Source organism: Bacillus sp. DX4.1 (assembly GCF_030348195.1).
In the GTDB taxonomy this organism is placed as follows: domain Bacteria; phylum Bacillota; class Bacilli; order Bacillales; family Bacillaceae_G; genus Bacillus_A.
Genome location: NZ_JAUCFT010000008.1, coordinates 3660069 through 3676596 on the forward strand (window position 1 = coordinate 3660069; position 16528 = coordinate 3676596).

A 16528-nucleotide genomic window follows, 5' to 3' on the forward strand; every position below is an offset into this window, starting at 1 on the left:
GGATCTGACCGCTTCTATGCATGGCCGGATGCTCTCTCCCACCTAAAAAGAAGGGTTTTATGTCGGTTTTTTAATTTGTATTTATATACCTTTTACATTTCACGAAAAGCACTCTATAAGAAAAAAGGTGCGTTTCACAGACGCACCTTTTACTTTGTAGATTCACGCTCAATTAAGATAAAATCATTTTCCAATTCCTCACGTCTTACTTGTTTCTTCTTTATTTTCCCCATCAACTTCTGCACTGCAATTGTTCCTTGATTATCAATAGAACTTCCGATTGTCGTTAAAGAGGGAGTAATCCCTTCACCTTGCAAGCTCCCTTTAAAACCAATCACTTGTAATTGTTTTGGTATATGAATGCCAAGAGATTTCGCCGCACGAATTGCCGAAATCGCAACAGCATCACTAGAAGCTACAATGCCTTCTATATAAGGATGCTTCCGTAATATTTCGATGATTTCTCTTTCTCTCTCTTCCTCATGAGCAGTTATTTGTTCTTCCCGATAAGCAATTTGTTCTTCCCAAACAGCATCTAAAAAACCCGATACGTGCTCTTCCATTACATCAGCTTCTGCCTCTTCTTGTATATAAGCAACAAAATGGCAACCTTTTTCTTTTAATAAAACAACAGCCTTTCTAGCACTTTCATAATAAGCAGAGACAACTTGTTGTTCTTCCATCTCCAGTACAATAAATGGAATAGAAAGCTCGTCTAGGTGTGCAGATACCTCTCTCGTCATAATGACTCCTGCAATATTATTTTGCAAAAGTATATCTATGTATCCACTTTTATTTTCTACGTTGCAAACAACAATTTGATAGCCCTCTTTATAGGCAGCTTCTTCTACCGAACGAAGCAAGGTTATATACGATGGATCTTGTAAATTTGATACAAGTATAGCAATCATCGTCGAAGATTTTTTAAACAATGCCTTCGCTACTGCGTTTGGCTTATATTGTAATTCTTCAATTGCTTGTTTTACTTGTTTTACTGTATCTTCATGTACGTATCCTTTTTCATTAATGACTCGTGAAACGGTTGCGACTGAAACACCTGCCAACTTTGCAACATCACGTATTGTTGCCACATCGTCACCCCTTAATATGGTAATAGCTTACAGTTTAAACCTAAAACAAAATCTGACATTCGTCAAGGTTATTGTTTTATATTTCTGAAAATTGTTACATAAAAAAAAGAAGCGCTTATTAAGCACTTCTCTCTTGTTTTAACTGTCTATCTTTCACTGTAAATGTCTTTTTCAACATAGGCGGTGTAATCATTGTCGTTAAAATAACAACGATGACAATTGCCGTGAAATAGTCCTGTGCTAGCAATCCAGAAGCAAGTCCCTGCCCTGCGATAATAAGAGCAACCTCACCCCGAGAAACCATTCCAGCTCCAATGATTGTAGATGACTGGAAATCAAATCCTGTCATCCGTGCACCAAAACCACATCCAACTAGTTTTGTTAGTACAGCAATCACTGTTAAAATAGCGATAAACCAAATTTTATCACCAATACCAGCAAACGTAATATTCATCCCAATACTTACAAAGAATACGGGAACAAACATCGCATAAGCAATTGGTTCCACTTTCTTTTCTACTTCATGTTTATAATCTGTTTGGGAGATAGCAATCCCAGCCGCAAACGCTCCGATAATCCCCGCAATTCCTAATAATTCGCCAAAGTACGCAAAAGCGAAGCAAATAATAAGAGCTGCACTAATAATGGATTCTGATACGCGTAATGGAGATAACCAGCGCATAATCATCGGAACGCCCTTCCATCCGATTAGGATAATCGCCGCAAAGAAGACAACCTTTTTCAAGATAATCATTGTTAAGTTTACATCACCTGTACCTAAGAAGCTCATGGCAAAGGCTAGTAAAATAACAACTAGAATATCATCAAATACAGCTGCTCCAAGCATCGTTGTACTTTCACGCGTTTTCATTTTTCCTAAATCCCGAAGCGTTTGCACAGAGATACTAACACTCGTTGCACAAAGAAGCAATCCTAAAAAGACAGCATTTCCTTGTTCCATGCCCATAACAAGCCCTGCAACATAACCACCAACAAACGGAAGAACGATTCCACCAACCGCAACCGCTAAAGAAGAATTACGATTTTCATTTAATTCTTTTAAGTCCGTTTCTAAACCAGCCATAAACATAAGGAGAATAACCCCTACTTCACTTAACTGCTTAATTAACTCTGAATTATCAATCCACCCTAATAAAGCTGGACCAATAACGATACCAATAATCAATTTTCCAAGTACAGACGGTTGCCCTAGCCTGACACTGATGTCACCTGCAAGTTTCGTACTTAACAAAATCAACGCTATTTGGAAGAAAAATTCCATCTCATCTCTCCTTTTCTCATCTTACTCATCGGATTAATTATATACAACTTCTACTAGTCTGTGAAATTATCAAATTCGGTTCATCCTACAATTATTTACGTTTAAAATACCATTTAATCCCTATAAAAATAATACTTCCTATTTATATAATAGGTATATTTTTTTCACTATATTTAATCAATAATCTTACAAAAAAAATATTCTAATTTAATCTCATGTAATATTGGAATGTTGTCATAGCCAATAAGCGGAATTTCTGGTTTTATGTTCCGTGCTTCTTTCACTGCATCTACATATAAATTTGTCATTTTAAAACCAAACTTCTGATAAAAACGAAGTGCATTTGTATTATCATTTGTTGTGATAAGCCATACCTTTTTACAAAACTGTCTTTTTGCAAACTCGATTACACATTCTACAAGTTTCGTTCCAATCCCATTATTTTCCTGAAAACTATCAAGTGAGGCAATCTCGCAATGCTTCTCTTTTATTTGATATGTAATAATTCCTATAATTCTGTTATTTTCAATTGCAACAAAACCCGGTAATTGATCTAATTGGTGAACCTGTCCACGTGAAACCATCAATGAGCTCCCCCAATTCTCACACATGAATTGTCCAATATGTTCTCTCATTTCCTTTGTTATTTTTTGTATGTGAAACATGCTTTATCACTCCCCTTTTCCCATCATTATGATACAATAATTGTATCATATGCAGTTATATGGAGGTTAAAGCATGAAACGATTTTTCACAGCATTGCTAACCATATTAGGAGTGTTAATTGGTATCAGTATTTTCTTTACCAATAAAGTGATGTACTTAAAGAAGAAATCAGAGGAAGAAATTTTAGAACGTGAAACCAAAAAACATTTTCGCGTAGAAGATTTTGAATCTATTCCAAAAGAAGAAGTCTTTATCCCTTCTCAATTCGGATACGACATGCACGGATACTACATTTCTGCAGGTAATTCTAATAAATTTATGATTTTTTGCCACGGTGTAACCGTGAATAAAATAAACTCTGTCAAATATGCCAATTTATTTTTGAACAGAGGGTATAACGTGTTTATTTATGATCATCGTCGCCACGGGAAAACCGGTGGGAAAACGACAAGTTATGGCTACTATGAAAAGTATGACCTAAAAACTGTAGTCGATTGGTTAAAAGAACGTTTTGGAAAGAATATTACACTCGGTATTCACGGGGAATCCATGGGAGCTGCGACATTGTTACAATACGCAGGTATGGTAGAAGACGGTGCTGATTTTTACATTGCCGATTGTCCATTTTCCGACTTTTACGATCAGCTACATCATCGTTTAAAAGTCGAGTTTCACCTACCAAAATGGCCGCTATTACCATTAGCAAACGCCTTGTTAAAAGTTCGTGATGGCTATACAATTCGCGAGGTTTCTCCGATTGATTGTGTAAAAAATATACAAAATCCAGTGCTCTTTATTCACAGCAAAGAAGATGACTATATTTTATGTGATATGACGAAAGCATTGTATGAAGCAAAAGAAAATAACAAACAACTCTTTATTGCAGAGCATGGTGCACACGCTTGCTCTTATAACGAAAATAAACAAGAATATGAAGCTGCGGTTGATCAATTTTTAGGAACATATGTAAATAAAACAAAGAACAGGCTTGCGTAAGCCTGTTCTTTTCATATCTTCCTATGCTAGAACGTCTGTAACTTGTTCCATATTTTCAGAAATCCATGTCACCGCTTCATCAAGCGTTTGAAATTCTGTCGTCTGAAATGTCACTTCATCTTGCAGTAGCCAAACGTCTTTTGCTTCTTGTTGCACTCCAGCAATCGACCAATGAAGTAAGCTATATGGATGATTATCATTTAAAAATGATACCCAAGTGCGCTCGTCCGCGATCGTTTGTAATGAACGTATTTGTTTATTCATGCTTCTTCACCTTACTATATCTCAATTATAAACGTTATTATAACATTCTCTTCTACCGTATACAAAGTATCGTTTTCTTATTGTAAAGCGGTTCCTGTAATTATATGATAAACATAAGCGTTTGGGAAGGAGGGATAACATTGACAAAAGTACAAATTAAAGTAAATGATAACGGTTCGTTTCGCATTACAGGGGATGTGGAACTAATCGATTCACAAGGTAATGCTTTCCCGGCAAAACCGGCATTTTCTTTATGCCGCTGCGGCTTGTCGCAAAACATGCCATATTGTGATGCTTCACATAAAGGAAAATTTGAATCTGTTGTTCGAGCACCAAAAGGAGAATAATAGCGAAAGAAGCACGCACAAATCAATGTGCGTGCTTCTTACATACCCCCTATATAAAAGCCTAGGAATGCCGAACCAATTCCCGTGATATAGCTCATTACCAAATACAATACGGCCCTTTGTCCTTCACGTTTATGTATAAATTGTACGATTTCAAGTTTGTATGTTGAAAAGGTTGTAAACGCCCCCATAAATCCGGTTCCACATAATAATAACCACATGCTACTAACCTCAGCTCCGTACAATAGACCGAGTAAAAAGGAACCACATACGTTCACAAATAATGTTCCATATGGAAACAAACTTCCGTACTTTTTTTTCATTGCATTGCCCATGAAGAATCTAGCAATCGCTCCGAAAAAACCACCGATTCCTACAAGTAAAATATTCATAGCGTTCCTTCCTTCTTCACGCTTCGTTCATACAACATATTCCCAAGATAAAACCCGAGTAAAGATAATAATAATCCGCCAACTACACTTGTACTTACATAGTAAAAAGCCATCATAAAAGCTTCATGCTGTAATAGTTTCATCGTCTCTACACTAAATGTCGAAAAAGTTGTAAAAGAACCGATAACCCCTGTTCCAATCGCACTTGTCATAACGAGTGAAACATGTTTCATACGAAACAAATACATCGTTAAAAATGCTAATAAAAAACTACCAATCATATTTGCTGACCACGTTGCTAACGGAAAAGCATCTACAGATGTAGATCCCATCCATTGTCCTAATCCATAGCGAGCTAAAGCACCTATAATGCCTCCCATTCCTACTGCAATATATTTCATATTTCCACCTCAATTTATGCACATACTGAAATCTTTCCCATACTAGTATAGCAAAATTCACCCCGCTATTTGCGGGCAGTAATACCCCCTGGGGGATGAACCCACACTGATTAAAGTTCCCCTTCATTTTCACACAATTCTTCACATTCGAATATTTTTTACTAACATTTTTTCTTTTGTGTGCTATAATGTGAGCAAACAGCATCCTTCGGGGTCGGGTGAAATTCCCAACCGGCGGTGATGAAGTGCACACTTCTAAGTCCGTGACCCGTTTTCAACTCGAAAACGGTGGATCTAGTGAGATTCTAGAGCCGACAGTATAGTCTGGATGGGAGAAGGATATGTTTTCTAGTGCTTATATATATCGAATACACTTTTATTTTAGCATACACATTTTTACTGATTCTTTTTGAATCTCTGTATATGTTTTCTTTTATATACCTATGTTTCTATGCTGAAATAAAAAGATACGACTAGCTTGTAAAAAATTTGTATTTTGCTAGGTTTATTTCTAATGCGAAAATACAAATTATTGCTAGGTTTCTTAACTATACTCTCGTATTCGGACTATATTTCTAGAAATCACGTCTCCCAAACCCCAAGGATTTTATTATCCTTGGGGTTTTTTGATTTTTCTTAGGAGAGGTGAAACGTATGACTGATCAAGAATATATGACAATTGCTCTGCAATTAGCAAAAAGTACAGCTGGGCAAACAAGTCCAAATCCAATGGTCGGTGCTGTTGTTGTAAAAGATGGGAACATCGTTGGAATGGGCGCACACCTACGAGCAGGTGAAGAACACGCTGAGGTTCATGCTCTTCATATGGCAGGAGCCAAAGCAAAAGGCGCCACTGTATATGTAACGTTAGAGCCATGCAGTCATTTTGGAAAAACTCCACCTTGCTGCGATTTACTGATCGAAAAGCAAGTGAAACGAGTTGTAATTGCAGCACTAGATAGCAATCCACTCGTTTCAGGTAACGGTGCAAGCCGTTTACAAGACGCGGGCATCGCTGTAACAATTGGCGTCCTTGAGGAAGAAGCAATCGCATTAAATCGCTACTTTTTCCACTACATGAATACAAAACAGCCATTTGTGACGTTAAAAACAGCGATGAGCTTAGACGGAAAAATAGCAACTGCTACTGGAGATAGCAAATGGATTACAGGTGAAGCTGCTCGCGCGGACGTTCATCAATATCGGCATGAACACGACGCTATTCTTGTTGGTGTAAATACTGTCATTACTGATAATCCGCAGTTAACAACACGCCTTCCAAACAGCGGAAAGCATCCAATTCGAATCATTTTAGATACACACTTACGAACTCCACGTTCCTCACATATCATCACAGATGGAGAGGCACCAACATGGATTATTGTTGGAAAAGACGTGGAAAAAGAAAAAATAACAGCATACGAATCAACGATGGTATCTGTATTGCGAATGAAAACGAGCCATATTGAAATACGTGACCTTCTTTCCCTTCTTGGAGAGAAACACATCCTTTCACTCTTTGTTGAAGGGGGACAATCGGTTCATGCTAGCTTTTTAGAAGCAAAGTGTTTCAATGAACTCGTGACATATATAAGCCCGAAACTAATCGGTGGAAAAACAGCACCGACATGGTTTGGAGGCAATGGTTTTTTAAAACTACAAGACGCTCTTTCCTTGCAAATTCAAACGATGGAGCAAATTGGTGACGATATAAAAATCGTTGCTACCGTGCGAAATGAGGTGTCTGAATGTTTACAGGAATTGTAGAAGAGCTTGGAACCATTTCAAATATGCAGAAAAGCGGAGAATCGATGAAGCTGACAATTACCGCATCTTCGATTTTATCAGATGCAAACTTAGGCGACAGCATTGCTGTTAATGGAATATGTTTAACCATCACTTCCTTTACAGCACATTCTTTTACTGTTGATGTCATGCCAGAAACGATGAAATCTACGTCACTCCGAATGCTAAGCCGCAGTTCTAAAGTGAATTTAGAACGTGCTATCGCAGCAAACGGTCGTTTTGGCGGGCATTTCGTCACTGGACATATCGATGGCATTGGAACCATTTTGAATAAAAAACAACAGTACAATGCTGTTTATTACAAAATCGAAATACCAGACACATTGCTCCGCTATTGTTTACAAAAAGGATCGATTGCTGTTGACGGCACAAGCTTAACGATTTTTGATATTGATGATTCTTCTATTACAATTTCGCTCATTCCACACACACTAAGTGAATCTATATTAGGCGGAAAAGCAGCTGGTGATATCGTGAACATAGAATGCGACATGATCGGGAAATATATCGAGCGTTTTGTGCTACAGCCTACAAGGCGAAACAACTCAGTGACAGAAGGCTTTTTACAAGAAAACGGATTTCTATAAGGAGGAAGCACAATGTTTCATCGTATTGAAGAAGCACTAGAAGATTTAAAACAAGGAAAAGTTGTTATTGTATGTGATGATGAACACCGAGAAAACGAAGGTGATTTCATCGCTTTAGCAGAGTATATTACGCCCGAAGCTATTAATTTTATGATTACACATGGCCGTGGTCTCGTCTGCGTACCCATTACAGAAGAATGTGCAGATCGATTACAATTAGAACCTATGGTTGCTCATAATACTGATTCTCATCATACTGCGTTTACAGTGAGTGTTGATCATATTTCTACAACAACCGGTATTAGTGCTTACGAACGTGCAACAACTGTACGTGAGCTATTAAATCCAAACTCGAAAGGAACAGATTTTAATCGACCTGGCCATATCTTTCCGTTAATCGCAAAAGAGGGCGGCGTTCTTCGCCGTGCTGGACATACGGAAGCAGCTGTTGATTTAGCAAAACTGTGCGGAGCGGCACCAGCTGGGGTCATTTGTGAAATTATAAAAGAAGATGGCACGATGGCACGAGTTCCTGACTTATTACAAGTTGCAAAACAATTTGATATAAAAATGATTACAATCGAAGATTTAATCGCTTACCGCCGTCATCACAAAACACTCGTAACACGCGAAGTTGAAATTACATTACCAACCGATTTTGGTACATTTCACGCAATCGGTTACTCAAATTCACTGGATCAGAAAGAGCACATCGCTCTTATCAAGGGCGACGTTTCAACAGGTGAACCTATTCTCGTCCGCGTCCATTCTGAGTGTTTAACCGGCGATGTTTTCGGCTCTTGCCGCTGTGACTGCGGGCCACAACTTCATGCCGCTCTCGCTCAAATTGAGCGGGAAGGAAAAGGTGTTCTTCTTTATATGCGCCAAGAGGGCCGTGGTATTGGGTTGCTCAATAAACTACGCGCATACAAACTGCAGGAAGAAGGATTCGATACAGTTGAAGCAAATGAAAAACTAGGCTTTCCAGCAGATCTTCGCGATTACGGTATTGGCGCTCAAATATTACAAGATTTAGGTTTACAACAATTGCGATTATTAACGAATAACCCAAGAAAAATTGCAGGCTTACAAGGTTACGCTTTAGAAGTCGTCGAACGCGTCCCTTTGCAAATGCCAACAAAGGAAGAAAACAAAGCATATTTACAAACAAAATCGGAAAAGTTAGGTCACTTATTAAATTTATAATACATTAAGGGAGAGATAAAATTATGGTATTCGAAGGTCATTTAGTTGGTACAGGATTAAAAGTAGGGATTGTCGTTGGACGTTTTAATGAATTTATTACGAGCAAACTATTAGGCGGTGCGTTAGACGGTTTAAAACGCCACGGTGTAGAAGAAGGTAGCATTGATGTTGCATGGGTGCCAGGTGCATTTGAAATCCCATTAATCGCAAAAAAAATGGCAAACAGCGGAAAATATGATGCTGTCATTACACTTGGCACGGTGATCCGCGGTGCTACAACGCACTATGATTATGTTTGTAATGAAGTTGCAAAAGGTGTTGCTTCTCTATCACTACAAACGGACATCCCAGTTATTTTCGGTGTATTAACGACAGAAACAATTGAGCAAGCAATTGAGCGCGCTGGTACAAAAGCTGGTAACAAAGGCTATGAATCCGCAGTTGCTGCCATTGAAATGGCACACTTATCAAAACAATGGTCATAAAAATAAAAGGAGGCTTCGGCCTCCTTTATTTTTTAACTTTTTTTCGTACGTCTTTTATTAATTCATTCATTGTTTTCCCTTCAGTTGCTATGCGAAGGTTTTGTGCCGTTCTCCAAACATTTTCCCGTTTCTTTTCTTCTTGCACGATATGAAGTTCTTGCCGTACTTCTTTTAAGTCTTTTCCTTCTGTCTCAATGCCAAGATGCTCAGCTTTAGTTCGAAAATGCTGTTCAATTCTTTGTTGCATTTCTTTCTGCTCTGGATTTTCAGCTACCTTAACTGGATCAGCACTAATTGCCTTTAATAAAATAAGAAAAGTCATAATAGCTAATATATATTTGTGCATGCGAGATCCTCCAAACCGATATGAATTACTCTTTTACTATGTACAATTACGGATTGGAAAATGCGTCCACACATTGTGTTTTTTCTGTTAGAAAACCAATCATATAAAGTGAAACTTTAATCAGTGGGGCTTTCTTCATCTCCCATTGATTATTAGCCCTCACCTAACTTCTTGACTTCCTACCAAATTTTGAGGTAGGGTATTACTACCCGCGAATAGCAGGATAAAGGTTTCTAAGCGTTTTATTCCATTTTATTTACAAAAAAAAGAAAGCCCCAAAGGAGCTTTCTTTTTTTATAGTGCACATTCTTCAATTTCAAATCCTAAATCTTCAATCATACCCCAGTCAGCTGTTGGTTCCTGTCCTTCGGTTGTTAAATAATCACCAACAAAGATAGAGTTTGCTGCAAACAGACCAAGTGGCTGCACGGAACGCAAATTGATTTCGCGACCACCAGAAATACGAATTTCTTTTGATGGATTAACAAAGCGCATCATTGCTAGCACCTTCAAACATTCTACCGGCGTTAATTCTTTTTGCCCTTCTAACGGCGTACCTTTCACAGAAACAAGGAAGTTACATGGAATAGAATCCGCATCTAAACGTTGTAATTCAAGCGCAATTTCCACTCGCTGTTCAATTGTTTCTCCCATTCCAAAAATCGCGCCCGAACATGGAGAAATACCAGCTTGCTTTGCTTTTTCTACTGTGTCAACGCGGTCATCATACGTATGTGTTGAACAAATACTATCATAATTATTCGCATGTGTATTTAAGTTATGATTATAGCGATGAACACCCGCTTCTGCTAACCTTCCTGCTTGATCTTCATTTAAAAATCCGAGGCAGCAGCAAATTTTCAAATCTGTTGTATCACGAATTTCTTTTACCGCACCAATGACATGATTTACCTCTTTATCAGTTGGGCGACGTCCAGAAGCAACAATACAATATGTACCTGCTTTTCGGCGAACTGCTTCGTGTGCACCTTCAACGATTTTTTCTTGTGTTAACCATGCATACTTATCAATTGGCGCCTCTGATACGATAGACTGTGAGCAATATCCACAATCCTCTGGACATAATCCAGATTTCGTATTAATAATCATATTTAACTTTACTTTTTTACCAAAGTGATGGTGACGAATGATATATGCAGCATTCATAATTTCTAACACTTCTGTATCGTCTGCCTGTAAAATCGCTACAGCTTCTTCTTTCGTAATGCTTCTTCCTTCTACAACTTCAGATGCAATTTGTTTCCAATCTGTTTTCGTTTGTACTTGTTTCATTTTTTCTCTTCCCCTCTTTTTCAATATACGCAAATAAAGCATGATACGTTGCTACAATTTCTCCTTCTTCCGTGAAATCTCTTTCGTATATGCGAAGCATTGTCCGAAAGATAGAAGGGCTTTGACAATAGGACTCTGCATTACTATTCGTCGCTCCTACCTTCCGGATGGACTGTAGAAATCCGCGAACTGTAGCAAACCTTTCTATGTAACATGTTTCATCAACATGAACATCCCCTGTTACACTTTCACATACGCCTTGCAATTGTCTTCTCGTCAAAAAACGTTGTCCAACAGCAACGCTATTTTGCATACTTTGTTCTGCTTTGGCACGCTGAAATGATGTATGCAGCTCTTGAAACGTTTGATCCCCAAACGTCGAAAATAACAACAAGCCATTTTCATATACATGACGATATAAATTTTTGACCGTTGCTTGCAGATCGTTTAACCATTGAAATGTTGCACTAGAGATGATGACATCAAATGTTTCATTTAATGTAAGCTTTTCAATGTCTTCACAGCGAAATGTAACTGATTCTACATGATTTCTCATTTTGGCAACTGCAACCATACTTTCAGCAAAGTCAACCGCTGTAATTGTTGCGTTTGGAAAAGAAATTGCAAGCTGCTCGGTCACATAACCTGTGCCACATCCAAGTTCTAAAATACGGATAGACGACACCCTGTCATACCGTTCTTTCATTGTAGAAAGTAATTGGTGCGCCATCCTTTTTTGCACATTTGCATATTGATCATAGGATACAGCTGCCCCGTTAAATCGTTTTTGTAATAACGTTTTATTGATCATGTTGTATCCCCTCTACAAACTGATTGATTTCGTTTGCGCAATATTCCGAATTTGTCGTACAAAGTGCGTGCCCGGCTCCTTGTATCACCTTAAGCGTAGCGTTCGTATTCTCTTGAATATAGTGAGCAGCAGAAAGTGGACATATCGTGTCTTTTTCTCCGTGAAGAAGTAATATAGGTGCCTTTATATGCTCTAGCTTACTTCTCACATCCGCTTCTATTAAATAGTCGAGTCCAATTTGCAAAGAATCAATAGAATCTCCTTGAAACCCTTCCACAATGCTCATAAACCATTCGCTTTCTTGTGTCTCCTGTTCCGCAAACATACTCCTATAAAAACGGTTCAACGTGCCATCCTTTTGCTTTACCAAGCTTCTTTTCATTCGCTCTACAAAAGATCCTTTCCATCCGTCCTCATAATCCTCACTCACGGTAAACTTTGCTGTACCACCTATTAAAATCATTCCTTCTATCTGTACCCTATCACATACTTGGAGAGCAGCTAATGCACCGAGTGACCAGCCAATCAAGATCGTTTCCTGCCCCTTCGTGGCTGCTATCACTCGTTCTGCAAAGTCACTAAGTTCTTTTACATCACGCCATTCAACAATCTGAACTGCATACTCTTGAAAATACGGGAGTAACGAATCCCAAACTTGTTCTTCCATTCCCCATCCAGGAATCAGAACAATGTGAGTCTGTTTCATATCATTACCCCCTCATCTTTGCCAATTCTTACAATCTGGTCAATTGCCCATTGTAAATCAGCTTTTGTATGCTGAGCCGTAACTGCAAATCGAATGCGTGAACTATCATATGGAACGGTTGGTGGCCGGATCGCAATCGCAGCAATTCCTGCTTCCTGCAATTTCTCACTAAAATGAATCACAGCTTCATTTGATGCAACAATAACTGGTACAATATGTGTCGTACTATCACCAATATTGAAACCAGCTTCTTGTAAAGCATTGCGAAAATACGTGCCATTTTCCAAAAGTCGTTGACGACGTTGTTCATCTTCTTTTACAATTTCAATTGCGCGTTTGATTGCTCCAAGCGTACTTGGCGGTAACGCCGTTGTGAAAATAAAGCTTCTCATCACATTCTTCATATAATCTATACAGATTTCATTGCCTGCTAGATAAGCACCATAGCACCCTAACGCTTTACTAAACGTTCCCATATGAATGTCAATTTGTTCGGAAAGTCCTTGTTCAATATGAGCCAACCCTGCACCATGCTTTCCGTATATACCTCCCGCATGCGCTTCATCAACCATCAGAAAAGCCCCATACTTTTCTTTAAGCATAACTAAATCTTTTAAATGCGCGGTATCACCATCCATGCTAAAAACAGTGTCTGTTACAATTAATTTTCTCTTCGCTACAGGCGCTATCTGTAACAACTTTTCCAAATGTTCTAAATCATTATGACGATAACGTTTATGTTCCGCACCACTCAGGACGATTCCATCAACGATGCTTGCATGATTCAATTTATCGCTAAAAACGATGTCATGGCGGCTTACTAACGAAGAAATCGCACCAAGATTTGCTGTATATCCACTACTTACAATCATCGCACTTTCAGTTTCTTTCCACTTACATAAACACTGCTCAGCATCTTCATATAATGGATAATTCCCAACAACGAGCCTTGAAGCTGTTGCTCCTACTCCATACTGTTGTGTCGCTTCGATTGCCGCTTCTTTTAATCGTTCATCCCCAGCTAAGCCTAAATAATTATTAGAAGCTAAATTTAGCATATTTCGTCCGTTACGAACGAGCCAAGCTTCGTCTGACTGTTCTGTTACAAACAATCGGCGATGTTGTGATTTTTCCGTCAAACGATTTAATTTAGATTGAAAATGTGTTTTCCACGCTTGATTCATTGCGTAATAACTCCTCTAATTTTGAAATCGCAATACTCTCCTCTGCTGCATATAGCAATTCATCTCGAGTAAAACCTTCACGAAGGGCTGGCAATAAACCTAGAACGGGTACACCACTTAATTCCTCTATCATTTCTTTATTCTCTAATACCCTCTCTTTTTCATGTTCTTTACAGCCAGATAAAATGACACCAGCAACAGATAAGCCATGCGCCTTTGCATAGGAGATTGTTAAAACCGTATGATTAACAGTCCCAAGTGTCGGACGGGCAACAATGATCAACGGCAACTGTAGTTGCTTAGCAAAATCCACTACAAGTGCATCTTCTGTATAAGGAACAGCAAGCCCCCCCGCTCCTTCTACAAATAAACCATCAAATTCTTTTAACAGTTCATGGTAATACGTTATAATTTGCTTTAAGTGCACAGCTCTTCCCGCTCGTTTCATCGCGAGTCTCGGCGCAAGAGGTTCTTCAATAGAATAGGGACAAATTCTCTCCTCCGCTGTCGTTACACCCGATGCCACTTTCAATCTAAACGCATCTCCTTCTGGATTAGAAGCAACATGTCCACTTTGTAACGGCTTATATACCCCGATGTTATAGCCGCGGTTTCTTAGCATTCCTACTAACGCTCCTGTAACAACTGTTTTTCCGACTTCAGTATCTGTTGCTGTTATAAAAAAGCCGCTCATTATTCTCCCTCCGTAACATCCGCAATTGCTTGATATAAAATGCGAATCATTTCATCAATCTCTTCTATCGTAGATGCTAGCGGTGGCATAAACACAATCGTGTTACCAAGCGGACGTAAAATCATTCCCAATTCTCTAGATCGCTTACATACTGCCACTCCTACTCGCTCTGTCCAATCAAACGACTCTTTCGTTTCTTTATTTTTCACGAGTTCAATTCCAATCATCAGTCCACACTGACGAATATCCCCGACATGCTTGTATGCATAAAGTGCTTCCAATTGTTTTTCCACATATGCTGCTTTATGCGAAACACCTTCTACAAGATCCCTTTTTTCATAAAGTTCTAAGTTTGCTATGGCCACTGCGCAGCCTAGTGGATTTCCTGTATAACTATGACCATGGAAAAATGTTTTCTGTTCTTCATAATTACCTAGAAAAGCATCGTAAATTTCATCTGTCGTTACAGTAATTGCCACTGGTAAATATCCGCCTGTTAAACCTTTTCCTGCTGTTAAAATATCAGGAGTAACATCTTCATGTTCACAAGCAAACATTTTTCCGGTACGGCCAAATCCTGTCGCCACTTCATCTGTAATAAATAAAACATTATATGTTGTACAAAGATCACGAAGTCCTTTTAAATAACCTTTTGGCATTGTAATCATGCCGCCTGCACCTTGCATTAACGGCTCAACAATAATTGCCGCAACCTCGCTATGTTTTTCTTTTAATAGCTCTTCCATTTCTTCCAAATGTTTTCGAACAATTTGTTCTTTATCATTTCCATAAGGAGAACGGTATGTATATGGATATGGCATTTTTATCGCATCAAATAAGAGCGAACTGTACACTTGGTGAAACAAGTCAATTGCTCCTACCGACACAGCACCAATTGTGTCGCCATGATACGCTTCTTTTAATGTAATAAATTTTTGTTTTTCAGGTTTCCCCTTATGCTGCCAATATTGAAAAGCCATTTTTATCGCAATTTCGACAGCTGTAGAACCAGAATCCGAATAGAATACTTTTTTCAATCCCTCTGGAACAACTTCAATGACTTTTTCGGCAAGTAAAATCGATGGTACATTGGCAAGCCCCAGCATGGTAGAATGTGCAATTTTATTTAATTGTTCACGAATTGCATCATCTAATTCTGGCACATGATGTCCATGAACATTTAGCCAAATGGATGAGACACCATCCCAATAACCATTTCCATTTACGTCATATAATTTACGACCTTCTCCCCGCTCAATAATAACGGGATCTTCCGCTAAATAATCTTTCATTTGCGTAAACGGATGCCATACATACGCCTTATTTTTCTCAGCCAACTCTTCATATGTATAAGTTGTTTCTTTACTTGTATTACTACTAACAGTCACAATTGTCACCCCTAATGTTAACTTTCGTATAAATTAAGTTAACATTATAATTAAAATGCTGTCAATTCTTTTTGAACAATAATATTCTTAAAAAAGAACGACTCATCATAAGATAAGCCGTTCTACTTTCCATGTTGTATCTTTCCAATTTCCAAAATAATCTCTTCATCTTTTTTTCCTTCTGTATCAATTCCAAGTTGCTTTGCATAGTCTCTCAGTAATTCATGACGCTTCTCAAATCGAGCTGTATTTAACTCTTTCTGAAGTTCTTTCTCTGTTTTCCCTTCTATTGAAACATCAAGTTTATCAGCAGTTTCCTTCGTTCTCTTTTCCTCTCTTACTTTTTCTAATTCCTTTGTTTGTGTTTTCTGCTCTATCTTTTGTTTTGGCTGATCGGGAGATGATGCAAAAGCTGTATAAATTCCAGCACTACCAATGACTGTGAGTAACGTAGTAAAAAGAAACACTTTCTTCTTCATTGCCCCCCTCCTTTCTCTTTTCATTATAACGCACAAAATGAAAAATAAAAGAATATTCCGTTATTAATCCTATGATGGAAAATGATAAAAATATATGTTGACAT

The 16528-nt window shown here is 38.3% G+C and carries 20 protein-coding genes and 1 riboswitch; of the genes, 6 read left to right on the forward strand and 14 right to left on the reverse strand.

Annotated features, from left to right (window positions below):
* Positions 1-149 precede the first annotated feature (149 nt).
* The 3 genes from QUF99_RS21570 to QUF99_RS21580 form a co-directional block, all read right to left on the reverse strand.
* The gene (locus tag QUF99_RS21570; protein WP_289372763.1) at positions 150-1091 is read right to left on the reverse strand and encodes a LacI family DNA-binding transcriptional regulator; all 942 of its coding nucleotides are present in this window, start codon (positions 1089-1091) and stop codon (positions 150-152) included.
* Positions 1092-1209: 118 nt separating this feature from the next.
* Positions 1210-2373, reverse strand: a complete 1164-nt coding sequence (locus QUF99_RS21575; protein ID WP_289372764.1) for a cation:proton antiporter — start codon at positions 2371-2373, stop codon at positions 1210-1212.
* Positions 2374-2546: 173 nt separating this feature from the next.
* Entirely contained in the window at positions 2547-3038 is a 492-nt protein-coding gene (locus QUF99_RS21580) for a GNAT family N-acetyltransferase (protein ID WP_289372770.1), read from the reverse strand.
* 73 nt (positions 3039-3111) lie between these two features.
* On the opposite strand from QUF99_RS21580, the gene QUF99_RS21585 reads away from it, so the two are divergent.
* The gene (locus QUF99_RS21585; RefSeq protein ID WP_289372772.1) at positions 3112-4035 is read left to right on the forward strand and encodes an alpha/beta hydrolase; all 924 of its coding nucleotides are present in this window, start codon (positions 3112-3114) and stop codon (positions 4033-4035) included.
* A gap of 21 nt (positions 4036-4056) precedes the next feature.
* Here QUF99_RS21585 and QUF99_RS21590 read toward each other — a convergent pair whose 3' ends face one another.
* On the reverse strand, positions 4057-4299 hold the full coding sequence (locus QUF99_RS21590) for a DUF2552 family protein (RefSeq protein ID WP_286121792.1): 243 nt from the start codon (positions 4297-4299) through the stop codon (positions 4057-4059).
* 104 nt (positions 4300-4403) lie between these two features.
* On the opposite strand from QUF99_RS21590, the gene QUF99_RS21595 reads away from it, so the two are divergent.
* On the forward strand, positions 4404-4646 hold the full coding sequence (locus QUF99_RS21595) for a CDGSH iron-sulfur domain-containing protein (RefSeq protein ID WP_289372774.1): 243 nt from the start codon (positions 4404-4406) through the stop codon (positions 4644-4646).
* A gap of 38 nt (positions 4647-4684) precedes the next feature.
* On the opposite strand, the gene crcB (QUF99_RS21600) is transcribed toward QUF99_RS21595, so the two are convergent.
* Together crcB (QUF99_RS21600) and crcB (QUF99_RS21605) are read right to left on the reverse strand one after the other, a co-directional pair.
* Positions 4685-5038, reverse strand: a complete 354-nt coding sequence (crcB, locus tag QUF99_RS21600) for a fluoride efflux transporter CrcB (protein WP_289372776.1) — start codon at positions 5036-5038, stop codon at positions 4685-4687.
* On the reverse strand, positions 5035-5439 hold the full coding sequence (gene crcB / locus QUF99_RS21605) for a fluoride efflux transporter CrcB (protein WP_289372778.1): 405 nt from the start codon (positions 5437-5439) through the stop codon (positions 5035-5037). Before crcB (QUF99_RS21605) ends, crcB (QUF99_RS21600) begins: the two co-directional genes overlap by 4 nt.
* Positions 5440-5639: 200 nt before the next feature.
* Positions 5640-5783, forward strand: a riboswitch (FMN riboswitch).
* Between the two features lie 310 nt (positions 5784-6093).
* Here crcB (QUF99_RS21605) and ribD point away from each other — a divergent pair.
* From ribD to ribH, 4 genes are read left to right on the forward strand one after another with little or no spacing between them, the layout of a single operon-like run.
* Entirely contained in the window at positions 6094-7206 is a 1113-nt protein-coding gene (gene ribD, locus QUF99_RS21610; protein ID WP_289372779.1) for a bifunctional diaminohydroxyphosphoribosylaminopyrimidine deaminase/5-amino-6-(5-phosphoribosylamino)uracil reductase RibD, read from the forward strand.
* Complete coding sequence (ribE, locus tag QUF99_RS21615; protein ID WP_289372781.1) at positions 7188-7832, forward strand: riboflavin synthase; 645 nt, start codon at positions 7188-7190, stop codon at positions 7830-7832. Before ribD ends, ribE begins: the two co-directional genes overlap by 19 nt.
* Positions 7833-7844: 12 nt before the next feature.
* Positions 7845-9038 (forward strand): bifunctional 3,4-dihydroxy-2-butanone-4-phosphate synthase/GTP cyclohydrolase II, encoded by a 1194-nt coding sequence (locus tag QUF99_RS21620; protein ID WP_289372782.1) that lies wholly within the window; start codon positions 7845-7847, stop codon positions 9036-9038.
* A gap of 23 nt (positions 9039-9061) precedes the next feature.
* Positions 9062-9523, forward strand: a complete 462-nt coding sequence (gene ribH / locus QUF99_RS21625) for a 6,7-dimethyl-8-ribityllumazine synthase (RefSeq protein WP_289372784.1) — start codon at positions 9062-9064, stop codon at positions 9521-9523.
* 25 nt (positions 9524-9548) lie between these two features.
* On the opposite strand, the gene QUF99_RS21630 is transcribed toward ribH, so the two are convergent.
* From QUF99_RS21630 to QUF99_RS21665, 8 genes are all read right to left on the reverse strand, one after another.
* Positions 9549-9869 (reverse strand): hypothetical protein, encoded by a 321-nt coding sequence (locus QUF99_RS21630; protein WP_289372786.1) that lies wholly within the window; start codon positions 9867-9869, stop codon positions 9549-9551.
* A gap of 294 nt (positions 9870-10163) precedes the next feature.
* Positions 10164-11162, reverse strand: a complete 999-nt coding sequence (bioB, locus tag QUF99_RS21635) for a biotin synthase BioB (RefSeq protein ID WP_289372788.1) — start codon at positions 11160-11162, stop codon at positions 10164-10166.
* The gene (gene bioC / locus QUF99_RS21640) at positions 11116-11973 is read right to left on the reverse strand and encodes a malonyl-ACP O-methyltransferase BioC (RefSeq protein WP_289372790.1); all 858 of its coding nucleotides are present in this window, start codon (positions 11971-11973) and stop codon (positions 11116-11118) included. The genes bioB and bioC overlap by 47 nt, the downstream gene beginning before the upstream one ends.
* Positions 11963-12679 (reverse strand): alpha/beta fold hydrolase, encoded by a 717-nt coding sequence (locus tag QUF99_RS21645; protein WP_289372792.1) that lies wholly within the window; start codon positions 12677-12679, stop codon positions 11963-11965. Before QUF99_RS21645 ends, bioC begins: the two co-directional genes overlap by 11 nt.
* The gene (bioF, locus tag QUF99_RS21650) at positions 12676-13863 is read right to left on the reverse strand and encodes an 8-amino-7-oxononanoate synthase (RefSeq protein WP_289372793.1); all 1188 of its coding nucleotides are present in this window, start codon (positions 13861-13863) and stop codon (positions 12676-12678) included. Before bioF ends, QUF99_RS21645 begins: the two co-directional genes overlap by 4 nt.
* Positions 13829-14557, reverse strand: coding sequence for a dethiobiotin synthase (gene bioD, locus QUF99_RS21655; protein WP_289372795.1), 729 nt, complete (start codon positions 14555-14557; stop codon positions 13829-13831). The genes bioF and bioD overlap by 35 nt, the downstream gene beginning before the upstream one ends.
* Positions 14557-15954, reverse strand: a complete 1398-nt coding sequence (bioA, locus tag QUF99_RS21660; RefSeq protein WP_483298613.1) for an adenosylmethionine--8-amino-7-oxononanoate transaminase — start codon at positions 15952-15954, stop codon at positions 14557-14559. The genes bioD and bioA overlap by 1 nt, the downstream gene beginning before the upstream one ends.
* Positions 15955-16067: 113 nt before the next feature.
* A complete protein-coding gene (locus QUF99_RS21665; RefSeq protein WP_289372797.1) occupies positions 16068-16424 on the reverse strand; it encodes a hypothetical protein in 357 nt (118 codons plus the stop codon).
* Between the last annotated feature and the right edge of the window lie 104 nt (positions 16425-16528).

Bases quoted from the DNA above. Each gene is read 5' to 3' on its own strand.
- QUF99_RS21575 (WP_289372764.1), bottom strand. From the start codon at position 2,373: ATGGAATTTTTCTTCCAAATAGCGTTGATTTTGTTAAGTACGAAACTT.
- QUF99_RS21580 (WP_289372770.1), bottom strand. From the start codon at position 3,038: ATGTTTCACATACAAAAAATAACAAAGGAAATGAGAGAACATATTGGA.
- QUF99_RS21585 (WP_289372772.1), top strand. From the start codon at position 3,112: ATGAAACGATTTTTCACAGCATTGCTAACCATATTAGGAGTGTTAATT.
- QUF99_RS21590 (WP_286121792.1), bottom strand. From the start codon at position 4,299: ATGAATAAACAAATACGTTCATTACAAACGATCGCGGACGAGCGCACT.
- QUF99_RS21595 (WP_289372774.1), top strand. From the start codon at position 4,404: ATGATAAACATAAGCGTTTGGGAAGGAGGGATAACATTGACAAAAGTA.
- crcB (WP_289372776.1), bottom strand. From the start codon at position 5,038: ATGAATATTTTACTTGTAGGAATCGGTGGTTTTTTCGGAGCGATTGCT.
- crcB (WP_289372778.1), bottom strand. From the start codon at position 5,439: ATGAAATATATTGCAGTAGGAATGGGAGGCATTATAGGTGCTTTAGCT.
- ribD (WP_289372779.1), top strand. From the start codon at position 6,094: ATGACTGATCAAGAATATATGACAATTGCTCTGCAATTAGCAAAAAGT.
- ribE (WP_289372781.1), top strand. From the start codon at position 7,188: ATGTTTACAGGAATTGTAGAAGAGCTTGGAACCATTTCAAATATGCAG.
- QUF99_RS21620 (WP_289372782.1), top strand. From the start codon at position 7,845: ATGTTTCATCGTATTGAAGAAGCACTAGAAGATTTAAAACAAGGAAAA.
- ribH (WP_289372784.1), top strand. From the start codon at position 9,062: ATGGTATTCGAAGGTCATTTAGTTGGTACAGGATTAAAAGTAGGGATT.
- QUF99_RS21630 (WP_289372786.1), bottom strand. From the start codon at position 9,869: ATGCACAAATATATATTAGCTATTATGACTTTTCTTATTTTATTAAAG.
- bioB (WP_289372788.1), bottom strand. From the start codon at position 11,162: ATGAAACAAGTACAAACGAAAACAGATTGGAAACAAATTGCATCTGAA.
- bioC (WP_289372790.1), bottom strand. From the start codon at position 11,973: ATGATCAATAAAACGTTATTACAAAAACGATTTAACGGGGCAGCTGTA.
- QUF99_RS21645 (WP_289372792.1), bottom strand. From the start codon at position 12,679: ATGAAACAGACTCACATTGTTCTGATTCCTGGATGGGGAATGGAAGAA.
- bioF (WP_289372793.1), bottom strand. From the start codon at position 13,863: ATGAATCAAGCGTGGAAAACACATTTTCAATCTAAATTAAATCGTTTG.
- bioD (WP_289372795.1), bottom strand. From the start codon at position 14,557: ATGAGCGGCTTTTTTATAACAGCAACAGATACTGAAGTCGGAAAAACA.
- QUF99_RS21665 (WP_289372797.1), bottom strand. From the start codon at position 16,424: ATGAAGAAGAAAGTGTTTCTTTTTACTACGTTACTCACAGTCATTGGT.